The sequence below is a fragment of the Pectobacterium quasiaquaticum genome (assembly GCF_014946775.2).
Classification (GTDB): domain Bacteria; phylum Pseudomonadota; class Gammaproteobacteria; order Enterobacterales; family Enterobacteriaceae; genus Pectobacterium; species Pectobacterium aquaticum.
Genome location: NZ_CP065177.1, coordinates 2,201,312 through 2,225,008, shown reverse-complemented (window position 1 = coordinate 2,225,008; position 23,697 = coordinate 2,201,312). Strand labels below are relative to the sequence as shown.

The window sequence follows — 23,697 nt, the reverse complement described above, 5'->3', positions numbered from 1 at the left end:
TTATTTACTCTCGCGCTTTATCGTCATCGGGAAAACGGTATCTGTGTCGTAACGACCGATACACTCCGCCGCGGTGCCGGAAGCGCCTTGTTTACAGACCAGTTCTGGCATTTGGAAACGAGAATTATCGGAACAGCGGGCACCGGAACGACTGTTGATGATCAGATTGCCAGAGCTCATTAATCCTGCCTCAACATTGGCGTGACACGTGACGCCGTCACCGTGAGTGATACGCGCAGTACCTTTTCCATTTTGAATCTGGTAACGCAGGCTAGGCGGCCTGCCCGTAATCGGGGCTTTGCTATCAACAATGACGCGCCAGTTGCCGTTCAGGAACTTGATGGAGCCAATTTTCACCGCGTCGGCTGGCATGACCAGATCATCTTTGCCTGCAGGAATTACTGGCACTTGCTCTACAACGGGCTCAATTGGTGCAGCAGCAGGCTCTTTCGGTTCCGTGACCGCAGGCGTTTCCGGTTTGGCAGCATATGCTACAGGTGCCGTAGCAACTGATGGTTCAGCGTTTTTCACGACCTCTTTTTCTGCAGCAGGGGGAACGGGTGTGTTTTCTTGCTGTGACGCAGATTCAGCCGGAGTAGAAGAAGGCAGGGCGCGTTTTTCTGGCTTGACCGTCGCAGCTAAATCGGATGTTGGCTTGTCGTCTTGTCCTGACATGCAGCCCCGTATTTGCAGTGACAATATCGCTAATAGCGCAGCGGCAGGCAACAGCCACCACAGTCGGAAGAACGGCGCACGAGCAGTCAATGCCGCAGCGGCGACAGGCGCAGGCGTTGGCACGATGGGTTCCGGTGGGCTGGTAGGCTGTGGTTCTGGCTCGGGAACGGGTTCAACCAGCGGTAATGTTGGAGCGCTTGCTGCGGGGGCAGGTGCAACAAAAAGCGGTTCCGCTTCCTTAATGAGCGGTCGCAGGCAGTCTAATGCATCAAGTCGGGATTTTTTATCGAGATTGACAAAGCCCCAGAACGTTAAGACCGGTTTACCATCAACCAAATAAACGTGGTTTGCTCCAGGGAACTGTATCGCTTTTGCCAGCAGTACACCGAAAAGTTTCTGCCCAGCTTTTTCTGCATTTTGCGCACGCTGGCTGATGTTGGTAACCGCAGTTTGATAAGTTTCCAGTAACGCCAGCGCCTTTTCTCGTTCTTCTTCGCTCGCGGCAATCCAGGAGGTGACTTTACCGTCAACCGGCGAATACCAGTCAATGCGGTCGCCATGCTCGTTGGGTTGGGGAATCGCCAGACAGTCGGCAATCTGCTGTTGTTTTCTGAGACGTAACGTTTCCCGCAATTGAAGTGCTGATGCATAAACTGGCTGCCCGTTCTCACCCAGCGCCAGAAAATCATCCAAACTTCCACTACGTAAAAATAATTTTGCCACGCAAAAGAGACCTTTTGTAATGATGCCTAAAGCAGAAAATAGAGTGTAATCTGCGACAGGGTATACTGTAGTGCGAATGATGGCGAATCAAACGCTTAAAGAAGTGATAAAACTAACAAATATTTGAGTAATAGAAAAAGTGGGAAACGGGAAGTGTACGCATGTGCAACTGACGACGTCTATATAATATGATGAAAACGTTGATAAAAACGATGCATTCTCTTTCAGTAGTGATGTGCGGAAACGAGGGATGCTGTGCGACGTCAGCCTCCCTCAAGGCAGTGAAAATTAAAGCTGGACGTTACCCGTGATCAGGTAAGCGGATGAGGTGCTTTGTGACATCGGCGGCAACGTATCGCTGAGGACATTACCTTTTACGTCGGTAAATTCAATGGGAATATCGTTCATTCCAACGTGTTCAACAATAAAGTGGTTATAATCTGTTTTCTGTGCTGCAATCCATTGATTATTTCGCATATATTTCATCTCAATAACAGGATATTTCACGTTCCTGAATTGCACCGCAGCCCAATAAGGGTTTGAACCTTCCTTTATTCGATAAATAACGTTGCCCTTTACCGGCGCTTCGATCAGCGTCCAGTCGATATTAATTTTCCCCTCTCGCAGATCGCCTATTTTATCAAACGCGTTAAACGATAAATCCAGCGCACAATCACCACCTTCAGGATAGAGGTCAGTGACATAAACCACCGTACTGCCTTTTGGTCCATTCACTTTCAGGTAAGCGCCAGCCAGCGACGCCTTCACGCCGCGATAATCCAACTGGTTCCGATTTAATGCCGTGATCTCCATGTTCTGCGGGATCGGATCCAGCAAAAGGGCACCGCCCTGATAGCCAGAGCCCGTCGCAGTGGCGTAGCCGTAACAGATGTCGTCCAGTTCCCACTGGGCGTGGGCGGTATTAATCAGGGGAATAACGCATAATGCAGACAAGGCTAATGAGGTTATTTTATTCATGTTTCACATCCAATATGATTCAAGATTAATAACATAGGTGAGTGGTAAAATAAAAAACCAAAACGAGAATCCATTTTTTGGCCTATTGATAATAGGTGTTTTGTATAAATAGGTAAATAGTCTTTATCTTAAAATAGTAAAGCAGTGAATATATCACTAGGTTTATTTCTATAGAGTGAAATAATTATATGCGTGAATAATAGATTTGGATTTATTTAGAATGTGTCCTAAGGTTTAAAGGGGAGGCAACAACATTATTTCGCGCCAACACGGATAATAGCTATTTAGCTTTGTGCTGCGGCGATACGTTTTCCAACCTCTGCGGAAAGGTCTACTACGACGCTTGCAGGACGCATCATTACGACTAAACCAATCTGATTCAGCGACGATGCGATGCCACTCCTGAAGCCCGGACTGTCAAACATAACTACTGCAATGAAAAGGTGAGCGACGTTTTAACTACATGATTTCCAGTGGTGAGGATTGATTCGTGAAGTAATTGTGCATTAAACAATATTTAACTTATGTTGAGTGAGAATCCAATTCATAAACAACAGATGCCATATCTCTTTGCTTTAAATTAATATTTTTAATAGAAAGAAGAGTTAACGTTCAAATAACTTCATGAACTAACAGAGGATCCGCTTCTTATGAGCATTTTCTGGTAGCCGGATTAACATTGGTTCATGACCATATCTGACCGTAATCTCATAATTAGCCCCATCAAAACTCTTGCAGAATGCCCTGTGCTCCGCGCAATATCTGGAGTAGCCTGACACAGAATATCCCCCGTTAACCAGGGCGCGGTGCTTCAGGGAGCGTGGCGAATTATTGGTATCGATCTCATTCCGGCGAAATTCGCACTGGCGAAATCGTTGGGGGCACATGACTGTATCAACCCCAACGATTTAAGGTGCCGATCGAGCAGGTCATTATTGAAATGACCAACGGCGGAGTAGATTTCTCATTTTAATGTGTCGGGAACGTCAGACTGATGCGTGCTGTTTTAGAATGTTGCCATAAAAGTACTCGCCGCTGGCTGCGTTGAGATGCCCTGAACTGCCTCTCCGTTCCCCTGCGGTCAGAAACCACGGGCCTGAAAGATGATCAGTCATGCAGGCCACGCAAGTACTCCCGGAAATGCCGGGAATTTTTTAGGGAAAAAAGAATGATTAAAAACATCCGTAACTGCTGTAGAAGAAGGTGGCTACTTCTCCGTTCGGTCGATGCGGTTTATCACTGGATCGGCATCAGCAGTCTGGCCATACTGTTGTTCAAGGTGGTGGTTCTGAATGACATCCCCGCCCCGGTGCGTTTTATGTCGTCGGTCAGCCCGGTGGTGGAGGGAGTGCTAGGCTCGGTGATCGCGAGCTACATATTTTATCTGCTCTGCATTCACCCACCTATTTTTGCAGCAAAGAAAACCACTGCAGACTTTGAGCATTCTATCCTGCTACGGATTAAATTAAGTTTCGAGAGTCACTTACGCGGCATCTCCCCCACGCTGAATTATGATTCCACCGAACAGGAAATTTATGCGGTTTTTTTGGCTCTTGCCCCCTCCAGCAAAACGTCACCATTGGGGGTACCGGGTGATCCATCTGTTAAGTTTGACTGGTTCATTTATTTTCAGGACAGCAACCAGCATATTCACACGAATGTCATGCGCCTGTTGGATTCTCGGCTGGCTCTGGATATTGAAACGATCAACACCCTTAATAAGATTTCCAGCTGTACCTGGTTCTCGATAATCGCAAGATTTGCGAACATTAATGTCGGGCTTCCTCGTGGCGGCAATCCGTTTGTCAATGCGAGTCAGCCTGACGGTGCACTTTGCCGATGCTTTTATGAGCTCAAAGAGCTCATCAGAAGTCTGCAACCGGCAATCGACGCGGCGGCAAAACTGAAAGATCAACGTCTGGAATGAACAGGGACACCATGAACGCTGAAATCAAACGCCTTATCCACGCCTTCCGCAATGCCCTAGTACTCGCGGCTGACATCCGCTCGAATGAATGCTTTCATATGGCGCGCTGGAAAGAACTGAACGAATTTCCACACGGCTGCTGCGACCTGGCCAGTAATTTTCTGGCGCAGTACCTGCAGGACAGTGACCCGTCACTGCAGCCAGTGATCGTGCATATGCTGGCATCAGAGCAATTCCGGGAAGATCACAACTCAACCATTCACTCTCACGTGATTGTCCGGCTGGACGGCTGGTACATCGATCTCACCCTCAACCAGTTTGCGGAGTACCGGAACCGGGTGGTGATTGACAGCCGCACCGGCACGCTCGGAACCCTGCTGAGACATATCCGCAACTGTGACGGCACTGTCACGGAGTGTGGCATTGAGCTGGACGTGCCAGGCGAAAACGGTGCTGCTCTGTATGCCTGGCTGCGCGCCGCCGCAGACAGCCTACTGGTCGCCTCCGGGCCGTCAGCATCCGGTGACCAATAAGGAGACACAATGGGATTGCTGAGCGCACTGAGGGGCAAAAAAATCACCTTTTCGGGTATCCTCACTAAGGACATCACGTGCGAATCAAAATGTACCCTGCCCAAAATTGAGATGCTTTTCCACTGAGTACCGACAGAACTAACATCCTCATCGACGGCGGATATTCCAGAACCTTTAATACGTATATAAAATGTCTTTATCGAACGGTTCAACCGGACGTACCGTACAGAAATACTGGATTTTTATCTGTTCAGAACGCTGAATGAAATCCGGGAAATCACAGAGCGCTGGCTGGCTGAATATAACAGCGAGCGGCCCCATGAATCCCTGAATAACCTGACGCAGGAAGAGTACCGGTTGATGGCTGAAAAACCGGAAATCTCAAAAACTGCATGGAACTAAAACGGGTGTGCTCACAGTATTGCTTTCTTTGATAAAGAAATAGAAACCATATTCAGGCAGTCTTAACCCTGCCAGCGTATTGCCAAAATAAAAGGTATTGGCCCTAAAACAGCGACAGTCGCTGCTGTAGGAAAAGGATCCTAATTTAAGAATGGTCGACTTTTCCGTCTGGTTCGGCTTATCAGGATACTTACACTCTCATGGAGACAATAACTCCCCCCTAGCGCTGAGTAGTCATGATAGATAGTATTTTTTTTAATCTTTTTTGTGACTCGTAGATTAGTTCTCTATCACTCTGTTTCTCCTTTTCTGATAATTCTGAAAAGGGTTTAGACATCTGGTCATGCCATCTATCTACAAATTCGCGAGGTATTGTAAGTGAGCCATCTTCGTTTCTAATACATTTATCATGAAGGTAGCTCTGCCATCTAGACCATCTTTCATGCTCTATCGCAGCGAGCTCTTCCAACATATCGTAAGACAGGTTACTAAATTCATTATTCATGATAACCTCACGGCACTAGTTTTTGTTAAATTATTAGAATGCAAACCAATTCAGATGTAACTATTATAATTAAAATAACAATGCACCGTAAAATGATGACTTCATTATAGCATTTAATGACTTTGCATGATAAGTGGTAGTTTATTGATTTTCTTTATAAAATCACAAGTCCTTCGCATTGCAATCAAGATTATTCTCATGTTATGATTTTCTTGAATTTATTATTTTCGCCTGCATGGAGATGGTATGTCTGTTTTTATCAGTTATAGACGCAACGATCTTAATATAGCATTAAGTATTCATTCGCGCTTGAAAGTTGCAGGGATTGATACCTATATTGATCTTTTAGATTCGGAGTCGCAATCTACTGATGATATTACTTCAGTGATAACTAAGAATATATCATCGTCAACGCACCTGATTGCAGTTTTGTCCTCGCAAACAACGTTCTCATGGTGGGTTCCATTTGAAATTGGTGAGGCTACTATTCTTGGAAGACGAATCGCATCATACAATACTGGCCTTAGTAATCCTCCAGAATATCTTTCAAAATGGCCTCAAATGAACTCTATGTCTCATATGGATTATTTCATCGATGAGTATAAAAATGATCGTAGAAATTCTTTACTAGAGTCTGCCACCGTTAGTAGAGAATCTCGTTCTTCAGGTGATACCTTTGCTAAATCATTCTCAGTTATTCAGGCGAATGCTGACAGATTCCATAATTCTTTAAAACATAAAATATCACGTGGTTACTAATAAGATTCTTTTTCTCATACAGCAAGGAAGGTTTAAAAATGTCAAAAAAACGTGTTTTTATCAGTTTTGATTACGACCATGACTCGTCCTTAAAAACGTTGTTAGTTGGTCAATCAAAGAACGAAGATAGTCCATTTGAGCTTGCAGACTGGTCAATCAAAGAACATATCGACGATAACTGGAAGGATAAAGCCCGTTCGCGGATTAAAGCAGTAGATGTCGTGTGCGTGATTTGTGGTGAACATACCGCAAGTGCAACTGGAGTGAGTGCTGAGCTAAAAATAGCGAAAGAAGAAAATATTCCCTATTTCCTCCTTTCAGGCTATTCAGATAAAACCTGTCAAAAACCAACAGCAGCTTCGCTAAGTGATAAACTTTATCGGTGGACATGGAGCAACCTAAAATTATTAATTAATGGTAATAGATAATGAGACGAGCTTTGATTATAGGGATTGATGATTATCCTACACAGCCCCTTAGAGGGTGTGTAAGTGATGCCATTGAGTTAGCAACATTATTCGAAACCAATGGCAATGGAGACCCTAACTTTGATGTCAAAAGGGTTACCAGTGACTCATTCGAGATAACATCAGAGTTCCTTAATGAAAATATAGCTGAACTATTCATGGATGATGCTGATATCGTTGTATTATATTTTGCCGGTCATGGCGTTATTGATCCAGCGACAAATTCCGGTTTTATTGTTAGCGTTGATGGTAAAAAAGGCGCATGGGGAATGTCGTTGCAGGAAATTCTCGGAATAGCAAATAAAGCTCATCCTAGGATAAAATCAACAGTTATTATTTTGGATTGTTGCCACTCAGGATATGCGGGGGAGATAAGCGCAATTAACGATGATAAAGTTTCAATCATTGGTACCGGGGTTACTATCCTGACTGCGTCACATAGAAACGGCCTAGCGGCAGAAGGAAACGGTCATGGGATATTTACTGACATCCTGCTGGATGGCCTAAAAGGCGGTTGTGCTGATATCAGGGGTAACATTACACCTGCAGCCCTTTATTCTCACGTTGACCAGACCTTAGGCCCCTGGAAACAAAGACCTATATATAAAGCCAATGTTCAAAACTTTATAGCACTGAGGCAGGTTGAACCTAAGGTTCCTCCAACAGTATTACGAAACTTACCCAAATATTTTCCAGACCCTGCTTTTATTTTCCCTTTAGACCCATCTTTTGAGCCTGACAGAAATACAGTGCCAGAAGAAGTTCGCCATTTTCCTGTTAATGAGGCTAATATAGCTATATTCAGAGAACTACAGCAATGTAATAGGCATGGCTTGGTAATACCTGTGGATGCAGATCATATGTTTTATGCAGCAATTGAATCAAAAGGTTGTAAACTTACAGCCCTTGGTGCTCACTACAGAAATCTTGCAGAGAAGAAAAGGATTTGATATTACAATGGCCAATTATTTAATTTTAAAGAAAAAACCATCCCTGAATAACAACATTTATACATCTAGTAGAAATTTATCTTCCCATAACTTACAGTTAGATCATGTTTCTCTTTCAACAGAAAGTCTCAATGAAAAAGACATCAGTGATTTTATTAAAGACCCCGATATTGAAATGATAGCGCCGGAAATGCCAGTATCCCTGATTAAACCATTTTCCAGTGATAAAGCAGAAACAGACACTCACTCAAACTGGGGACTAGATGCAATTAAAGCTAATGATAGTCAGTATACAGGTAAAGGGGTCAAGGTTGCCATTTTAGATACAGGGATTGAAAAGTCACATTCAGCTTTTTCTGGCACGAAAATAACCGAAAAAGACTTTACCGCTGAAGGAAATGGAGATTCTAATGGCCATGGCACCCATTGTGCAGGAACTATTTTTGGTCGCGATGTCAATGGCGTAAGAATAGGTATCGCGCAAGGCATCGAATGTGCATTTATCGCCAAAGTGCTTGGTGAAAATGGGGGTGGGGCATCTGATTCTCTCTTTAAGGCCATGTTGTGGGCATTAGAATGTAAGTCAGATATTATTTCAATGTCCTTAGGATTTGATTTTCCGGGAATGGTTAAATACAAGGTCGATAATGGATGGCCTGTAGAACTGGCAACATCTACAGCGTTAGAATCATATCGTGATAATTTAAGGATGTTTGATTCGTTAATAAAATTATCTCAATCTCATGCTGGTTTCGGATATCACCCACTTTTTGTTGCAGCGAGCGGTAATGAAAGCAGGAGAGATGACGATATTAAATTTAAAATATCGACTTCATTACCAGCTTGTGCAGAGGGTGTTATATCAGTTGCAGCAGCCTGTAAAGTGGCTATTGAAGATTATGATATCGCAAGTTTTTCCAATGTAAATGTTTCTTTATCTGCACCGGGTGTTGACATAATATCCGCCTGGCCTGGTAATACTCTTAAGACTCTGGATGGAACCAGCATGGCTTGCCCTCATGTTGCTGGCGTTGCGGCTCTGTGGTGGGAAGAACGAAGACAACAAAGAGTCTCACCAACTGCAAAAAATGTAACAAGTCAGCTATATGCAACTGCAAGAAGAAATTTCCTAAGTAGTACTACCGAATACGATTATGGACAAGGACTAGTCACCGCGCCATGATATCACCATAAAGTGGTAAAAATATTAGGTGTCGTTTTTTATCACTACACTAAAATTTGTGACCAAAAACACATCCAAGATTTCCTTCTGTAGCATCTCGACCAGCTATGTCTTTCCTTACATTAGGTAGCGAGAAATACGAGTTATATAGAGCACTGAGTCCGATTCGTCCGTTATTGACCAGAATAAATAGCCTGACTTTTTAAGCAAATTTAGACTGAAATCTAAGGGGAACTCCGTTGGAAGTAGAAATGTGGGATGGTGGCTTACAAGAGCAGGAAGTGTTGGCTATCGAGAAAATAAAGGCTGCTTTTTCAGTCAACGTATCTATGCCTGACAAGCCTGTCCGTGGCGGTTCAATTAGCGAGCAGCTACAAAGCTATGGTTTTACCGGCAATGGAATGTTCCCCTGGAAAGGTTATGCGGGTTTTCGATTTGTTGAGGCAAAAAAAGAGGGTGAATTCGATTTAGTTATTGTCACACACTGCAACGTGATCATTGTTGAACTGAAAGACTGGAACCATCAGCCTGTAACCGCGCGCGGAGATACCTGGTATAAGGGTGACAAGAACATGGGGCGCTCGCCCGTAAGCGTGACCCGTGGCAAAAAATTCATGCTAGACAACAAACTCAAGCGTCTGGCAAACCGTTTTACGAACAAAGGCTATACCCCGATTGTTCATTTCTTTGTTGTGATGACCGGCAATGCGGACTTCAGCGCGCTGCCGGAGGAACAACTTCACCATACGATCTCGTTAAAAGATTTTCTGAAGTTTGCCGATCGCAGGACATTCAATAGCTACTTCAAACCGCACCGAGGTTCCGAGGTTCTTAACAAGGATTTTCCTCTTTTTGATAATCTGTTCCTGGGGCCTCAGACGGCGCCAAAAGCCCTGAGAGTTAATGGCTACGAGGCTAAGGATATGATTTTCGAACATCCTAAAAAGGTGTATCGCGAATATCTGGCAAAATCTGAGATATCAGCGAACAGCGAAGCGCTACTCAGAGTGTGGAATTTTAGGAATATCGCGGGAACGAAAGCGAATACCCCGGAAGGACGAGCTCAGATCGTTTCACGTGAGCGCGAAGTGTTACAGCACATCAATCACCAGAACCGTGACATGTATAACCATTGCCTCAGGTCTCTGACGAGTTTTCAGAAAGACGAGGTCACGGCCGAGTACAGTGAAGTCTATGAGCTTCCGCCGGGCCATGTCCGGTTTAATGAGTTTATCGGAAAATATGGTAAGGCCTTTTCTGATATGGACCGCTTGAATGTGGTGAAACTGCTCATTGCGAAGTTTAGTGATCTCCATGAGATGAAAATTGCGCACAGGGATATCGCCGATCACAGCCTGTGGATTTCACCTTCAAAAGAAGTTGCCCTTTCGAACTTTATTTCGGCTTACCACCGGCCAGCCGGAACGGTCGGCGATTACCGTAAGCTTTTATCCGTAGGTGCAGTCGAGGTAAAAGACATGCTTGATGAGGGCGAGCTTACGCCTTTTCAGCAGGATGTTCATGCCCTGGGCCTTGTAGCTTGGCACTTATTAAGCGGTACGCGCATGTCGCCAAAGAGTCTGGAGACAGTACAGGACAGTATGCTAAACAGCCAGCACTGGTATTCATATGTATTACTGGATGCCGTTGCTGCAAAATTTACTTCCGCGACAGAATTCTTTGATGCCCTGAAACAAGCCGAACCTGCTGGCAAGGCTATCCCAACATTTGATGATACTGAGCTTGACCCTTACCGGCATGCTATCAATCACTCTCGTCAGTACCGGGAAGACGATGACTTTCTGGTCGAAACATCCGACAAAGAAGTCTATATCTCGGGTGGAAGGCTCGTGAAGGCCTGGCTGAACGTGGGGGGGCAGGGAGACAATCCGTCAATTAACTTCCAGGTTCTGAAGTTTTTAAAGCAGGTTGAGCAGCTTTCTTTAGTTAAACCAACGTATCTGCCTGAAATTCGTGAATTCGGTATCGCATCTAAATCATCAAGTCTCTATATGGTCACGGATCAGGTACAGGGAGAAACCTGGGATAAAATGGTGGTCCTCGATGATGAAAAAATCGACCTCATTGGTAAGTTCGTCGCCGCCGTTGAGCACTTACACGGTCTGGGTGTTTCTCACGGGGACATCCATCCTGGCAATGTAATGCTTGGGACACAGAGTCGTTCGCTTTTCCTCATCGATATCCCCGATTTTTCACTGTCCGGTGACGAACCTAAAAACCACAGCTACAGCCCTGAATACATCGATAATTGTACTTCCTTTGAATGCGACAACTACGCAGTGATGAAAATGTCCTGCGAGTTGTTAGGCTTGTCATGGGGGCAGGAATCAGACATTTATCAGACTATTGCGCATGCCATCCGGGCTGAGCTGGAAGACCCGGTTTTTGGGTTTAAGGATTTAGGGCGGTTTAAAAAAGCGATAGACAGTAATAACCTGGCGTCAGAACAAGCCTTGATAGAGATAACAGCAGGAAACGCCGATGAGATAATCTCTGTCCTGCCTGATAACGGGCATCTGTATGTCAAAGTTGAGCCAAATCCTAAAGTGCAAGCTGAAGTAAAAGTGACTTTCACCGGGATAGGTGGCAGTTTCACTGCAGTATTCCACAAAGAGCAGAAAACGCTGATTCATGGATTCAGGCCATGGGCTCGCACATCCATTCGTAAGCAAGATATTGATGAAAGTCAGTTCGAAATTGGTACCGGCATCAGGATTACTCCCGGCAGTCCGCAGGATATGTCGGCGTTGACAGTTTTGCTTAATGAAGAAGAATCTTTTGGGCGGGCAATCGAGTTGATTGCCGCGTCTGAAGACGTTCAGGAACAGGATCCGCTTACGCTTCAGCTAAAAGATGCCTTTGCAAGACTGGATAAGCAGGCGCTTGAGCCTGCTTTAAAAGAAGTGCTGGAAATCCCGACGGTGAAGCTTTGGCGCACCATTCTGGATACTGAAACTGAATCCTACCCAAACATTGAAGTCAGCGGAGAGGTGGTCCCGGTTGCAGATGCTCATGGAGAGCTACTTCTCCCTTACTCTGCAGACGTTGATCCTCTTGGCGCATTCAGAAGTGGTGATGAAGTCGAAGCCTTACAGGTCGATCAGGAAGGTGTTGAGCGATTTATAGGTGAGGTGTCACTTAAGAAGTCAGAGCTCAAAGAGATCCGTCTGGTCAAAGTGCGTTCAGCAGCCTACAGGCTGAAGGATTCTGATATTGTCTTCTTCCGTACAAAGCAGGATCGGGCGTCTTATCAGAAGCGTAAACGCGCACTGGAGCGTCTCCTCGATCGAGAAAGTGTGCTGCCTGACTTAATTGACCTGTTCGACCCATCCTGCAAACAGGTGGCTCAAAATTATGGTATCACTCTCAGCGATGCCGATTTTGCCAGATATGACCGTGAAGACCAGCACGGAAACAAGATCAGTCTAAATGAGCAGCAAAGAAAGGCGTTTAACAAACTGGTCAATAATGGCCCTCTATCCCTGCTTCAGGGGCCACCGGGGACTGGTAAAACCGAGTTCATCGCGGCCTTTGTCCACTACCTGATTGAGAAACAGAATACCAAACGTATTTTACTGGTCAGCCAGTCACACGAGGCTGTGAATACAGCGGCCGAGCGTATCAGAAAGCACTGTTCCCGGCTTGGTACAGAGCTGGATGTCGTCAGGTTCAGCAACCGGGAAGGGGCTGTTTCCCCTGGCCTGAAAGATGTGTATTCAAACGCAATCACAACGGAGAAGCGCGAACTGTTCAATGCTGAAATTAAGTATCGTGTTGAAGCGTTGAGTGAAGCCATTGGTCTGGAGACGGGATTTATTTCGGGCGTTGTACTTGCTGAGCTCAGGTTGTTCAGGCAAATCGATCACCTTGAGAAATTGCTCTATCAGGTTAACGATTTAACGGATTCAAAAGAGATCGGTGAACTGAAAGATATTGCAGTCGAACTCGATTTTTCCATCCGCTCCAGGCTGAGTCAGGAATATGGGATTAACCTGGATAAAGGCGCGAAGGTCTCTGCAGCAAAAGACATTCTGATTTCCAGGCTGTGTACGGATTATGGCGTCAGACCTGATGAGGCAAGACGAGTAAAGGCATTAGCTAAAATATCCCGTGATATGCAGGATGCTATGTCGGGAGAGCGAGTGAACCTGGACGAGTTTTATTCGCGCTCCAGGCAGTTAGTGGCTGGCACATGCGTTGGTATTGGACAGGGGCACATTGGCATTCAGGAGAATATCTACGACTGGGTGATCATTGATGAAGCAGCGCGCTCGATTGCAAGTGAACTGGCCATTGCAATGCAGTCGGCCCGACGCGTCCTATTGGTGGGTGACCACCTACAGCTTCCCCCGTTGTACTCAGATGCCCACAAGGCGGCATTAGCGAGGAAGCTGGGTATCAATAACTCTCGCACTGAAATTGACGAGGTATTACGAAGTGACTTTGCCCGTGCCTTCAACTCTGCTTATGGTGCGCAAGCGAGTGCAGCTCTGCTTACCCAGTATCGCATGGCTCCGCCGATTGGCGATCTCGTATCGAAGACGTTCTATGACAGGAAGCTTCTGAATGGAGAACGGGCGATTCCGGATGTCTATCAGCACGCACCTGAAGCGTTACGTAGCGTCGTAACCTGGCTTGATACTGCTAATCTGGGCCACCGGGCACATCATCTTGAAGATCGCGGAACAAGCATTTACAACCGATGTGAAGCTGACGAGATTATTTCTGTCCTTAAACAGGTGTCAGAGAACGAAGAATTTGTCGCTCAGCTTTCAAAGCTCGTTAACAAAGATGAAGCCGCTATCGGCGTGATATGTATGTATGCCGAACAAAAACGGCTGCTCCGTCAGAAATTCAATCAGGAAATCTGGAGCGAGGGATTTAAGGACATTGTTAAAATTGACACTGTTGACAGTTATCAGGGCAAGGAAAACCGGATCATCATCCTGTCACTGACGCGTTCGGATAAGCAGCATAGCCCAGGTTTCTTACGCGCGCCAAACCGTATAAATGTCGCGATGTCACGCGCAATGGATCGCCTGTTGATTGTGGGTAATGCCGATATCTGGAAGGGAAACAATAAAGAACTGCCATTAGGCTCCGTTGTAAGTTATATGGCTGAACGAGGTCAGGAAGCTGGATACAGGTTCCTCTCCGCTCAGCAGGGAGGCAAAAAGAAATGATATCTGATAACAAAGTAACCTATAACGAGGTTGACTTCCTGCTGCCTGCACAGAGGTTTAACATTCAGTTTTCCTATGTTTCCCAGAAAGGGCTGCCATTCATCCGGGAGTTTGTGCTGAGGCTTGTTCATGTAGCCTCGATGAGCAAAGCACAAATAGCAGCCTATTTCGGTCTGACCCACCGTGAGACGGAGGAGGCGATTTCCGATCTTGTGCAGCGTGGCGAATTGACGCTCTCCTCAGATGGCAGACTGACCTTAACCGACAAATCAAATGGCTATTTTTCAGAGGTTGGCGAGATACCGCACCTTTCAACTATCCAGGACAGTGGCGGTACCTTATCCTTTGATTTAGCCACATTTAGCTGCTTCAGCAACCAGACTTTCCAGGACCACTGGAGGGGAGGGTTAACATTAAAGGTTGATGACAACAACATTTCTCAAAGTGAGAAACTGGTTGAGAAGCACTTTCAGTACCAGTTTAATCAAATCCTGGATAAAGGTTACCTGTCCCACCTGCAAGCTCAGGGCGGAAAAGAACAACCGTCTATCTATACCGTTAATTCTGTTAATAAGCTGCGGCAAATACCGCTCCGTTTAACAACCGAATTTAAAATGGATAACGATGGTAAGGCTGTCGAGCGTGAAGACTATGAACAGTTAAACAGTTCGGAATGTGTTCATGAGTTAATGGCTGTTGAGATAGCCAGGTTATCACGACATAACAATACCATGAGCATTTTTAAGGCCATGATATCCCTCAATGATGACCTTACGCTTAAGCTGTTTGACTCTAAAGTGAATCAGATAAATCCATTATTTATCAATGATATGCAGGCAATGGAAGAATACTCAGGCTCAGGCAGGACGACTTTTTTAGGACCGGTTTATTCTAAACACAACTGGGAAAAGCTGCAGAAAGCTCTGGCACCGGTGCTCAATCAGCGTATCAGAGACAAAACCGATTATGGCGGTAGCCCGTTTGTCTGGATAGCACCATCAGATCCCTACTGGTCAAAGAATGTCCGATTTATCTCAAGCATGAGCGATTTTCTTAACAGGTCGGCTACGAAGGATAAGCGACTGTATAAACCGGTGCTATACGTACCCGTCCAAGATGCAGCTGATGTCCGGGTTGCCAGACAGTGGAAGCATGAACTTGGGCAATTCCACGCGTGCGCTAAAGGGCTAGTTGAAGGACTGTTAGATGGTAATGTTGAGATCCTTCATCTTGAGGATGAGTTATCTGCTGTTATCTATCATATTTCTCAACCCGAAATATTGCCTGTGACGATGCCACTGGGCTTCATCACAACGAACAAAGGGGCAGTTAAGATTATTGGTGCTCTGATTACTGAATATGTCAAAGGCACCACTGGTTTTGATAAGCCTCATGACTGTGGCGCAATTTCGGCAATGGTTTAAAAATCGTTGCAGACTGATTAAAAAGGGCAATTAATTGCCCTTTTGTTTTCAGCCTTAAACCACCTCCTCGGGAGGTGGTGATTGTCCCTGCGAGGCTATAGCCTGAAGGAAGCCCATGCCAGAAAATTCCAGCTTACTCACCACTAAGCAGGGGTTCAGGCACTGCCACCGTCATCCCGCAACAAGCTTTATGTTGCGTGCTCGCGGGCACGTGGCAATATTTATTTTGTCCCTGAAGCCCAACCGCGGCGGTTCGAGCTCTGAGTTAGTAATCTCTGTATTTTTGAAGCCATCGCCTGATTGCTGCGAAGATTGTTAGACCAGAGCATCATATCTGAGGTTGGATGCTTCAACAGAACGAAAACCAGTCATATATAGCAGCAACGCACCTCGAAAAAGGGGCGCTCAGAGTCAGTTCTAGAACAATCGCCTATATCATAATGGAATTGGTAGCCGACTAATCCCAGCAATCATCATGGTCTGGCTAAAGTGGAGCGATAATATGCAACGTTATTTACGTCTAAATTGTTTATGGATAAACGCCATGCTGCAACTGAGTTATCAATTTGAGAACGGCATCTATTCCAGATGGGAGCGACAACATTTCATTAGGATATATCCATTCTAATGCCCGATTCGGCTCCGCTAACCATTTTTTAGCCAGATCAGCATCGCCCTCGAATAATTCTATCGCACGTTCTGATATCAATGAAGACCGCAATGTATTTTTTTTGCATGCGTCATCAAATGATGTTTTCAGCAGCGTCATTTTGTGTATTTTCCTCTGAATCGGCGTCATTTTTTTCAAGCTGACAATGTCAACCATCGTGGAATTTCGCCCCGAATTTTTCATAGAAAACACCTATAGTAATTTAATACTAAAAAATAATGTTATACTTATTAGTATACTAATCGCTCAGTTAAGCTATGACCTCAACGTATAGCAGCGCTTCCCTTATATACAACTTCAGAAATCTGAGATTTTATTCTACCAATTGCGTTAATTTTGCCCATTAAACGAAAAACCTGCTTATTAAGTTCATCTGAAATTGTCGCAAACTCCAGCTTATGCTCTGGAAAATCAGTGATGATTTCATCAAAAGCCTCTTTCTCACCAATCACATGAGCGAGTTCCGTTTCATATCTAATTCTGTGTCGATTCAACTTAATTGCATAACTTTTTTTTAATATTTCATCGGTTCCGTTAGTTTTTAGTTCATTATTTAGGCTTTCTGATTCAAACTTTAGAAGTGAGGAAGATCTCCTCATTTCAGAAACGATGTTAAAGAATTGCTTAGTTAATGTATATTCAAATTGGTTGATGCTTTTCATCTTTTTTCTAACGAGTAAACCTTTTTTGATCATTTTCTGGAATTGGTGATATACAAAATTTCTGGCATTGCCAACATTTTTTTTGACTAAGAATTCACCAACAACAATAGATGCAATTTCATTGACTGTGAAGCTATCTCTGTCTACCTTTTTGATTGCAGCTTAAATATAAGCTTCAGCATTGGCTACCCGAGTATTCATAGCGATGTGGTTCTGTAAAATTGTTGCTTAGGATTGCTAAGTATACAGCAATGCAAGATACTTAGACAATCTAAGCAACACTAGGCTATTCAAGATGATTACGTGTCCACAACCAACCCAATACCAGAACGACTCAAAGAAGCCCGTATCAAAGCAGGCATCTCGCAACGAGCGTTGGGTATACTTGTCGGTTTTGATCCAGCCTCAGCCAGCAGTCGCATGAATCATTATGAGAAGGGGAGACATATCCCTGACATTGACACATTGCGCCGTATGGCAAGTGAACTGGGAGTTCCTCTGAATTACTTTTTTTGCGACGACCAGATAACAGCAGAGTTATCATTGCTCATATCTAAGATGACGCCAGAAGAACGTATCCAGTTGATCGAAAGGTTGAAAAATCAGAGCCAAACAGTCATGAATATCAAAAAATAGGGCATTTTCAAAAAAGTTACTTCACTTTCGGTGCATCACAACTAACCACCATGTTATTAGTGATAGTCTTCATACAATTGTTTCATTACGATTTATGCAACTCTTTGATTACGTGCGGAGCGAGCAGGCTTTCCACCGGAATTGTTGTATTAATTTTCACCGCTCTAACAATTGCAATCAGGGCAGTGGTATTTTGTGCCAGCTGATCGCGTAGCTCATCGATTTCATTCTGTAATTGCTGATTTCGTGCCAATAACGCCTGGCGGGTTTTACGGTTAACATATTGTTGTTTTTCTTTAGGACGTAAGTTCAGGGGATTAAGCTGCTGATCAACGTAGGCTGCAATAAGCCGCTTTCGCTCCAAGCTGCTCAATGTGCTTAAACCTCCGTTGAGAATACCCTTTTCCTTAAGGCGGGTATGCAAAGCTTTGGCAGAAATAGGCGATTTATCAAAGCCTTCAATCATCATCAGTTGTAGTTCATGTTCAATCAGTGTGTCCAGTTCTTTTCCACGCATCAGAGATTCCCCTGTTTCAGTTTTTTGTGCTCCAAAGCAAAAAGCTGTGCCAATGTCTTTATTTCTCCTTCAACTTTTATCTCTCCTGACAGCACATTTTCTGTTGAGACTAACCGTTGTGCTTCAACTCGACTCAACCATTGTGAGTGGATAGCATCCAGATGTTGCAAACTTTGTTCGATCTGAGCCAATTTTGACTGGTAATCCGTCCGGTTTTTAGCAAGCTGAGTCAGTTTTGAGTGTGATTGCAGTAGCGCCTGTTTTTTCGCGAAGAGATTGGGCAACTCATCAATGCGTCCTGTAAGGGTAAAATGCTCACAAAAAGTCACACTCTGGCATTTCAGCCGATAAGGACACCCCCAGAGATTAACTGCACGCGTACAAGAACCGAATTTCAGTGGATGTAATACAGCATGTCTTTCCACCATCTCGGTTGCTTGTTCTGGGCCTTCATTGTTACTGATTTCTTCAAAAGCTGCGGCAATATCCTCAAATAAACCACCGGCAAATGACGCCTCGATAAACCCAGCCACATCGTTGCGATGATCAAAGGTGTGTAGATTGGCTTTAATGTTGTTATCAAGCGCCATATTCTCTGTGATTAGCATGTGTCCGGTTTGCTTAACGATGCCCAGTGGCGTCAAAACTGAAGGGAAGTTAGCTTCGGGGGCTAACACCGCTGATGTTGATGGTAAACGAATCAGCGAAGCCGCTTTTCTGCGTGCAGAAAGTGCCAAATGTTGGTAATGACGGTTTTGCGTAATATCCATACGCCCCATCAACATGGCCTGTAGATGGTCTGATACTTCCGCTATAGCAAGAAAGGTATTGATATTATGCCTTGGTATATGGGTGCGCATCTGAGTTGGGTTACCATCATCTTCCAGCAATTTGTATTTACTGAATATCGACCCATCAGCATCAATATTGCCCAGAAATTTATTCATTATCCGGTTATCAATCGGTAAAGGGACAGCCATCACTGCCAGTGTGCGTCGTAATGCTAATGAACCTTTTTCATGAATGAACAGTAAATCCTCATAATTTATCGTGTACTGTTTTCCGCTTTCCATCCAGGCGTGAGTGCAGGGGGATCGCATATCGCCAGAGCCGAATTCATGTTTTAAGTATCGGTCAAGGTCTGCTTTAGAATAATAAATGCATTTGGTGTTTTTAGGCCCTGATAATGCCTTTTCAGGCTGAATTCCTCGTTTCACTAAAGCCCTGATAGTCTTATCTCGCCGTCCAGCGCGGCCACGTAGATTTGATGTAGTTTGGACAATATGTTCAACCACATCATCCAACTCGACTAATTCGCCTGGCAGAGCACAGATATCTGATGGTAGATAATTACTAAATGATTTGTCCCTCAAATAGTTCAGTCGCTTACGCATAGGTGCGGTCAGTTTTTTAACCGCGCTGAATATATTTTCAGTAAGCGGTACAGCTAACGGCTCTACCCAGTGCGTGCGTTCTCCTGCACCTTTAACACCGACATAGCGTATGCCGAGGAAGTAATCAGGTAGTCCTCTGCCCTTAAGTCGTTTACGTGCGGCCGGATCATCTACCTGACGTTTAACCAATGCATCTTGTCTGAGGTTGAAGGCTTCAACAGAACGAAAACCAGTGATTACAAGCAGTAGTAAACAATTTAGTGCGATCTTTTCAGCATCACTTTCAACACGATGAATTAAAGCGACAATGTTCAAGAAACCACGAATAGTAATCAACGAATCCTCACCATCAGTGGTTGTATCATCCAGTTTATCCTGGCGTTTTAAAGCAATTGTTTCCTTGGCCTTACGGGTCAAGTTCGATTTGTTGGTATATTGGCTATCAGAAACATATTGCAAAGTAACGAAGGTAAATGCCTGATGATTAATCAGCTTCTGAAGACTGACGCAACGACCTTTATAATTGGAGGTATTAGGATCGCCAGGTGATGACGAAGCACTGAGGACATCCATTGCACGACAAATAACATCTGTGGTTAGATAGACTGGGTGGGTTTGTCCCGTAATTTCTACCAACGAATGGTACCAGCGTTTCAAAATCATCATTGTTGCCATGGCGACAGCCGGAGATATACTTCTGTTCCGCCCCTGATATACAAGTACCAGCATGGATTTCATAAACTGACTATAATCATCATTTATTATAAGATCCCCTTCAATTCCTTTGACACGGCCTATTTTATTAAACCGCAACGAGGTTTTACCATTGCCACGCAACCAACCGCTGCCCTTGATGCCACATGCCCAAGCAGGGTCATCCCATGTCTGAGCGAAGCCAGTCGCCAGATGTTGTTCAAACCAGTTTTTTTGTTCGGTAATGAATGTTTGAAATTGCTCAAAATGCTTTTTCATCATTTATCTCTTTTTCTTATGAAAATGGCAGCGGGCAATAACAGCCTGGATTTCAAATTGAGTAGTTTCATGAATGGAAATGAGAGGATTACGCGCGTTACCAACACTATCTGAAATGGTTATTAATTCATCGACTTCCTTGATTACACTGTCCAGAACGGCCTGATGGTCGCCGTCAGTAAAAGGACGGTAATACAAGCAGCCGTAGCAGCACCGCACTTCACAGAAAGGGCACTTACCATCGGTTCTGGAACAGCCGCCTATATCATAATGCAAGTGGTCGCCAACCACTCCAGTCACTCGGTAACCTTGCCACATCTTTAGCAGATGTCAGTTTTCCTGTCATCATCATGGCGACCATATTTTGCCAGACAGGATTAACACCGAGTGCTTTGGCTCTTATCAATGCCAGCGCTGGTGTCGCCAAAACATAATGCTTTGCGGCCACCAATGAGGAATGCCCAAGTATATGGGCGATTTCCTCTGCACTTGCTCCTTGCATAGCTAGAGAGTGGCCCACGTTATGACGTAAATCAGTGGGCGTTATTATTGGAATTGCGGCCTCGCCGCGTGCAACAGCAGCCTGATAATCTGGCGGACTGAAACCGATGATTGCTTGATTAATCGCTCTGGACATATAAAACGGTGCAGAATGACTAAATTCGAATAACTTGCCATCTGGTTTAAGTTGAGCGCGTTCAATATAGAGCATGATTAACGCACCGATTTCTGGTGGTATTGCCAAAAATAGACGTTCAGTTGTCACGTTTCGTTGTTTGGCGTACGGCAAAAGTACGCTGTATCGAACCAACCCTGTCTCTTGATTTCGGGTATCAATGCGTAAATCTTTCGCCGCCAGCTTGGCCAGTTGCACTGGCCGTGCACCAGTGACATAAGTCAGTCCCAGAATAGCAGCATCTCGCAAAGTGCTCAGGCTATAGTTTTTACCTTGCCGAAGCGCTGTAGCCATTTCAAACAGTCCTGCGCTGATCATGTTTTTTTCGAGTGGATCGAGGACATTGTCAACTTCCTGATAAATGCCCCAGTCATTGGAATGTGGGCGTGGAATGAATTCGAGCTCTTCGTAATCGTCGAGGGTGAAGCCGGGGAATGCTTCAGCGCAGAGGATTTTTAGGCCGAAAATGATATAGTAAAAATATCGTGGTTCTATTTCCTGTGTTTCAAGGTAATCTTTCAACACTGTAAACGTGAAAGAAGATTTGGTTATGCAATGATCCGTTGCCAAAGACCATGCATGGAGTACTCCAGGAATCTGGGCTGGACACTTGGCTGACGCATAACGGAAGCAAATATATTTTATTAATTGGTTGCTGATTTTATCCTGACGATAGTGGGCATAGCAGCGGCTACCTGAATAATCGAACACCCAACTATCACTTGTTGAGTTGATATATTTATCATCGAAAAAATCTGCCGACTTGAGATAAATACTAGTTGGTATATTAACATTGAAAATACGTTCAACAAATACAGGTGCGTAAATGGTACTACTCGACTCATTTGGCTGTTTATTGATTCGACTCATATGCACTCCATTCGTCGCATACATTTGAAAGGGTTGCTCTCAGAGCCTCGTTATCCATCGTGATTCGATGAAGATTGGCCGTATTAGCCTGCTGCGATAGAAATCTTTTGGCATAAATATTAGGCATGTGGCTATTGTGACTCCAGCCGCCAAGCAGTCGTAATTCATCCTTAGCCTCACTCATCAATCCAGCGTTAGAAAAATCTATGGCCGCCAAACATGAGTTGACATTAATTTTTTTAAGTTTTTCACCATAAATGCGTTGAAGTGTCAAATAGGCCCATGTATGTCGTGTTATATGAGGCGAGATGCTTTCAATGGCATCAAAAAATTTATCTGATTTATATTCAGGATGCTGTACACTAAATATATCATCTATCTTGGAAAAGATGTCATAAACAGTGTGGTATGACAGCGGCGGATGTTGTCTCTGAGTCGAAGTGAACAGGAAACTATGCGAGGATCGATGGCGAATTTTACGGATATAAAGACCTAGAAAGTGGTAGTCCAGTTTATCTAACGCCAGTACCCGGTTTGCATAGATATTCTTTAATGAAGGCAATCTTTTTCGTGGATCTGGTATGTCTTCATCCACAGTTGTCACAATTAGGCTGAACTGATCCCCTCGGAGATTGGGTTTAATCGAATGACACTCCAAAAGCAGTAATTCACTGACACGCAACCCATAATTTAAAAGTAATCTGCAAATCAGAAAATTACGTAATTGGATTTCACCAGCAGGGAAGGGATTAAGTGGGTTTTTCTTTGAAGTCGAATCGGGTGTAATGATTTGGTAAAAAGCCATGATCATATCAGCCGTCAGACTTCGAAAGCGCTGATGGGTAATTTTGTTGTTCATCTGACGAGAATGAGCAAGAGTGCGGAATTCTGCTTTATATATCGATAACCGACTAGTTAACTGTGTGGCAAGCCGTGTGAGTTCTTTAGGCGAGCCATCAACATATCTTGGCGTGATATACGCATTAATCAAATATCTCATAAAGCGAATAACCGCATGTACATACCCAACGTTTGTGCGGCGTGAAGACGTGTTCTGTATAGAGCCGATAGTTAAAATTGGTGCACATGAATGCCCATTTTCCAGATAATGAAAAAAGGCTGTCAGTTCTTCAATGGCGATCAATGGATTGTGGTCCGAGGAATTGAAACTGAAGCAAAACGTCACGCCATGTTTCTGGTACCAGAATTCATAGAAAAACTTGATCGCTTGAAGTGAAGCGGATTGTGTAGCTGCTGTACGCAAAGCCAGGTGGTCTACAAGATATTGTAGCGGATACAAAAGCGGCAGGCATGTATGAGTATCCATCAGTACCCATAGGCGCTGCCGTTGGTTGATATTGAACTGTGTGAGTATGAACATGCGGCACTTATCCTCATAAACAGTATGCGTATAAAGAAAATAACCGGCAAACATAACGTGCAGCAAGCAGAAGATGAAGTGTAGGGTAAGTGTATGATTGATCGTGATCTGCAGGTGGTTATGAACTAAAGGGATAGCGGACTAAATTTAACATAATATACATTATGCGAACCAATGGATAAACACGCG

Annotated in this window: 17 protein-coding genes and 5 pseudogenes; 13 read left to right on the top strand and 9 right to left on the bottom strand. The window is 44.4% G+C overall.

Going from position 1 to position 23,697, the window contains the following annotated elements; all coding sequences use genetic code 11:
• Both IG609_RS10335 and IG609_RS10330 read right to left on the bottom strand, forming a co-directional pair.
• Positions 1–1,398: an SrfA family protein gene (locus tag IG609_RS10335; RefSeq protein ID WP_193399109.1), complete on the bottom strand. Its 1,398-nt coding sequence runs from the start codon at positions 1,396–1,398 to the stop codon at positions 1–3.
• Positions 1,399–1,686: 288 nt separating this feature from the next.
• Entirely contained in the window at positions 1,687–2,376 is a 690-nt protein-coding gene (locus IG609_RS10330; RefSeq protein ID WP_193399110.1) for an expansin EXLX1 family cellulose-binding protein, read from the bottom strand.
• 797 nt (positions 2,377–3,173) lie between these two features.
• Here IG609_RS10330 and IG609_RS10325 point away from each other — a divergent pair.
• The 5 genes and pseudogenes from IG609_RS10325 to IG609_RS20615 form a co-directional block, all read left to right on the top strand.
• Positions 3,174–3,346 (top strand): annotated as a pseudogene (locus tag IG609_RS10325) (zinc-binding dehydrogenase); the annotation flags it as partial.
• A 198-nt stretch (positions 3,347–3,544) separates the two neighbouring features.
• Positions 3,545–4,303, top strand: coding sequence for a hypothetical protein (locus IG609_RS10320; RefSeq protein ID WP_193399111.1), 759 nt, complete (start codon positions 3,545–3,547; stop codon positions 4,301–4,303).
• 11 nt (positions 4,304–4,314) lie between these two features.
• Positions 4,315–4,836 carry a hypothetical protein gene (locus IG609_RS10315; RefSeq protein ID WP_193399112.1) on the top strand — a complete coding sequence of 174 codons (522 nt, stop codon included), beginning with the start codon at positions 4,315–4,317 and terminating at the stop codon, positions 4,834–4,836.
• Between the two features lie 189 nt (positions 4,837–5,025).
• Positions 5,026–5,238 (top strand): annotated as a pseudogene (locus IG609_RS10310) (integrase core domain-containing protein); the annotation flags it as partial.
• Positions 5,239–5,446, top strand: a pseudogene (locus IG609_RS20615) (transposase); the annotation flags it as partial. It lies immediately after the preceding pseudogene.
• 12 nt (positions 5,447–5,458) lie between these two features.
• On the opposite strand, the gene IG609_RS10300 reads toward IG609_RS20615, so the two are convergent.
• The gene (locus tag IG609_RS10300) at positions 5,459–5,743 is read right to left on the bottom strand and encodes a hypothetical protein (protein WP_193399113.1); all 285 of its coding nucleotides are present in this window, start codon (positions 5,741–5,743) and stop codon (positions 5,459–5,461) included.
• A 246-nt stretch (positions 5,744–5,989) separates the two neighbouring features.
• Between IG609_RS10300 and IG609_RS10295 the strand changes: the two genes are divergently transcribed.
• The 7 genes and pseudogenes from IG609_RS10295 to IG609_RS10265 all read left to right on the top strand — a co-directional run.
• Complete coding sequence (locus IG609_RS10295; protein WP_193399114.1) at positions 5,990–6,502, top strand: toll/interleukin-1 receptor domain-containing protein; 513 nt, start codon at positions 5,990–5,992, stop codon at positions 6,500–6,502.
• A gap of 38 nt (positions 6,503–6,540) precedes the next feature.
• On the top strand, positions 6,541–6,930 hold the full coding sequence (locus IG609_RS10290; RefSeq protein WP_193399115.1) for a TIR domain-containing protein: 390 nt from the start codon (positions 6,541–6,543) through the stop codon (positions 6,928–6,930).
• Positions 6,930–7,919, top strand: coding sequence for a caspase family protein (locus IG609_RS10285; protein WP_193399116.1), 990 nt, complete (start codon positions 6,930–6,932; stop codon positions 7,917–7,919). The genes IG609_RS10290 and IG609_RS10285 overlap by 1 nt, the downstream gene beginning before the upstream one ends.
• Positions 7,837–9,102 (top strand): S8 family peptidase, encoded by a 1,266-nt coding sequence (locus IG609_RS10280; protein ID WP_226374050.1) that lies wholly within the window; start codon positions 7,837–7,839, stop codon positions 9,100–9,102. Before IG609_RS10285 ends, IG609_RS10280 begins: the two co-directional genes overlap by 83 nt.
• A 251-nt stretch (positions 9,103–9,353) precedes the next feature.
• Entirely contained in the window at positions 9,354–14,306 is a 4,953-nt protein-coding gene (locus tag IG609_RS10275; protein WP_193399143.1) for an AAA domain-containing protein, read from the top strand.
• A complete protein-coding gene (locus IG609_RS10270) occupies positions 14,303–15,730 on the top strand; it encodes a hypothetical protein (protein WP_193399117.1) in 1,428 nt (475 codons plus the stop codon). Before IG609_RS10275 ends, IG609_RS10270 begins: the two co-directional genes overlap by 4 nt.
• Before the next feature lie 162 nt (positions 15,731–15,892).
• Positions 15,893–15,994: pseudogene (locus IG609_RS10265) on the top strand (DNA helicase UvrD); the annotation flags it as partial.
• Positions 15,995–16,259: 265 nt separating this feature from the next.
• Here the strand turns inward: IG609_RS10265 and IG609_RS10260 are convergent.
• The gene (locus IG609_RS10260) at positions 16,260–16,583 is read right to left on the bottom strand and encodes an MbcA/ParS/Xre antitoxin family protein (protein WP_193399118.1); all 324 of its coding nucleotides are present in this window, start codon (positions 16,581–16,583) and stop codon (positions 16,260–16,262) included.
• An 80-nt stretch (positions 16,584–16,663) separates the two neighbouring features.
• A complete protein-coding gene (locus IG609_RS10255; protein ID WP_488646067.1) occupies positions 16,664–17,170 on the bottom strand; it encodes a hypothetical protein in 507 nt (168 codons plus the stop codon).
• A 195-nt stretch (positions 17,171–17,365) separates the two neighbouring features.
• On the opposite strand from IG609_RS10255, the gene IG609_RS10250 reads away from it, so the two are divergent.
• Positions 17,366–17,698: a helix-turn-helix domain-containing protein gene (locus IG609_RS10250; protein ID WP_193399120.1), complete on the top strand. Its 333-nt coding sequence runs from the start codon at positions 17,366–17,368 to the stop codon at positions 17,696–17,698.
• A gap of 85 nt (positions 17,699–17,783) precedes the next feature.
• On the opposite strand, the gene IG609_RS10245 is transcribed toward IG609_RS10250, so the two are convergent.
• From IG609_RS10245 to IG609_RS10230, 4 genes and pseudogenes are all read right to left on the bottom strand, one after another.
• Positions 17,784–18,215 (bottom strand): hypothetical protein, encoded by a 432-nt coding sequence (locus IG609_RS10245; protein WP_193399121.1) that lies wholly within the window; start codon positions 18,213–18,215, stop codon positions 17,784–17,786.
• Positions 18,215–20,581: a hypothetical protein gene (locus IG609_RS10240; protein ID WP_193399144.1), complete on the bottom strand. Its 2,367-nt coding sequence runs from the start codon at positions 20,579–20,581 to the stop codon at positions 18,215–18,217. The genes IG609_RS10245 and IG609_RS10240 overlap by 1 nt, the downstream gene beginning before the upstream one ends.
• Before the next feature lie 3 nt (positions 20,582–20,584).
• Positions 20,585–22,127, bottom strand: a pseudogene (locus tag IG609_RS10235) (site-specific integrase).
• Positions 22,111–23,508, bottom strand: coding sequence for a site-specific integrase (locus IG609_RS10230; protein WP_193399122.1), 1,398 nt, complete (start codon positions 23,506–23,508; stop codon positions 22,111–22,113). Before IG609_RS10230 ends, IG609_RS10235 begins: the two are co-directional and overlap by 17 nt.
• Positions 23,509–23,697: the final 189 nt, after the last annotated feature.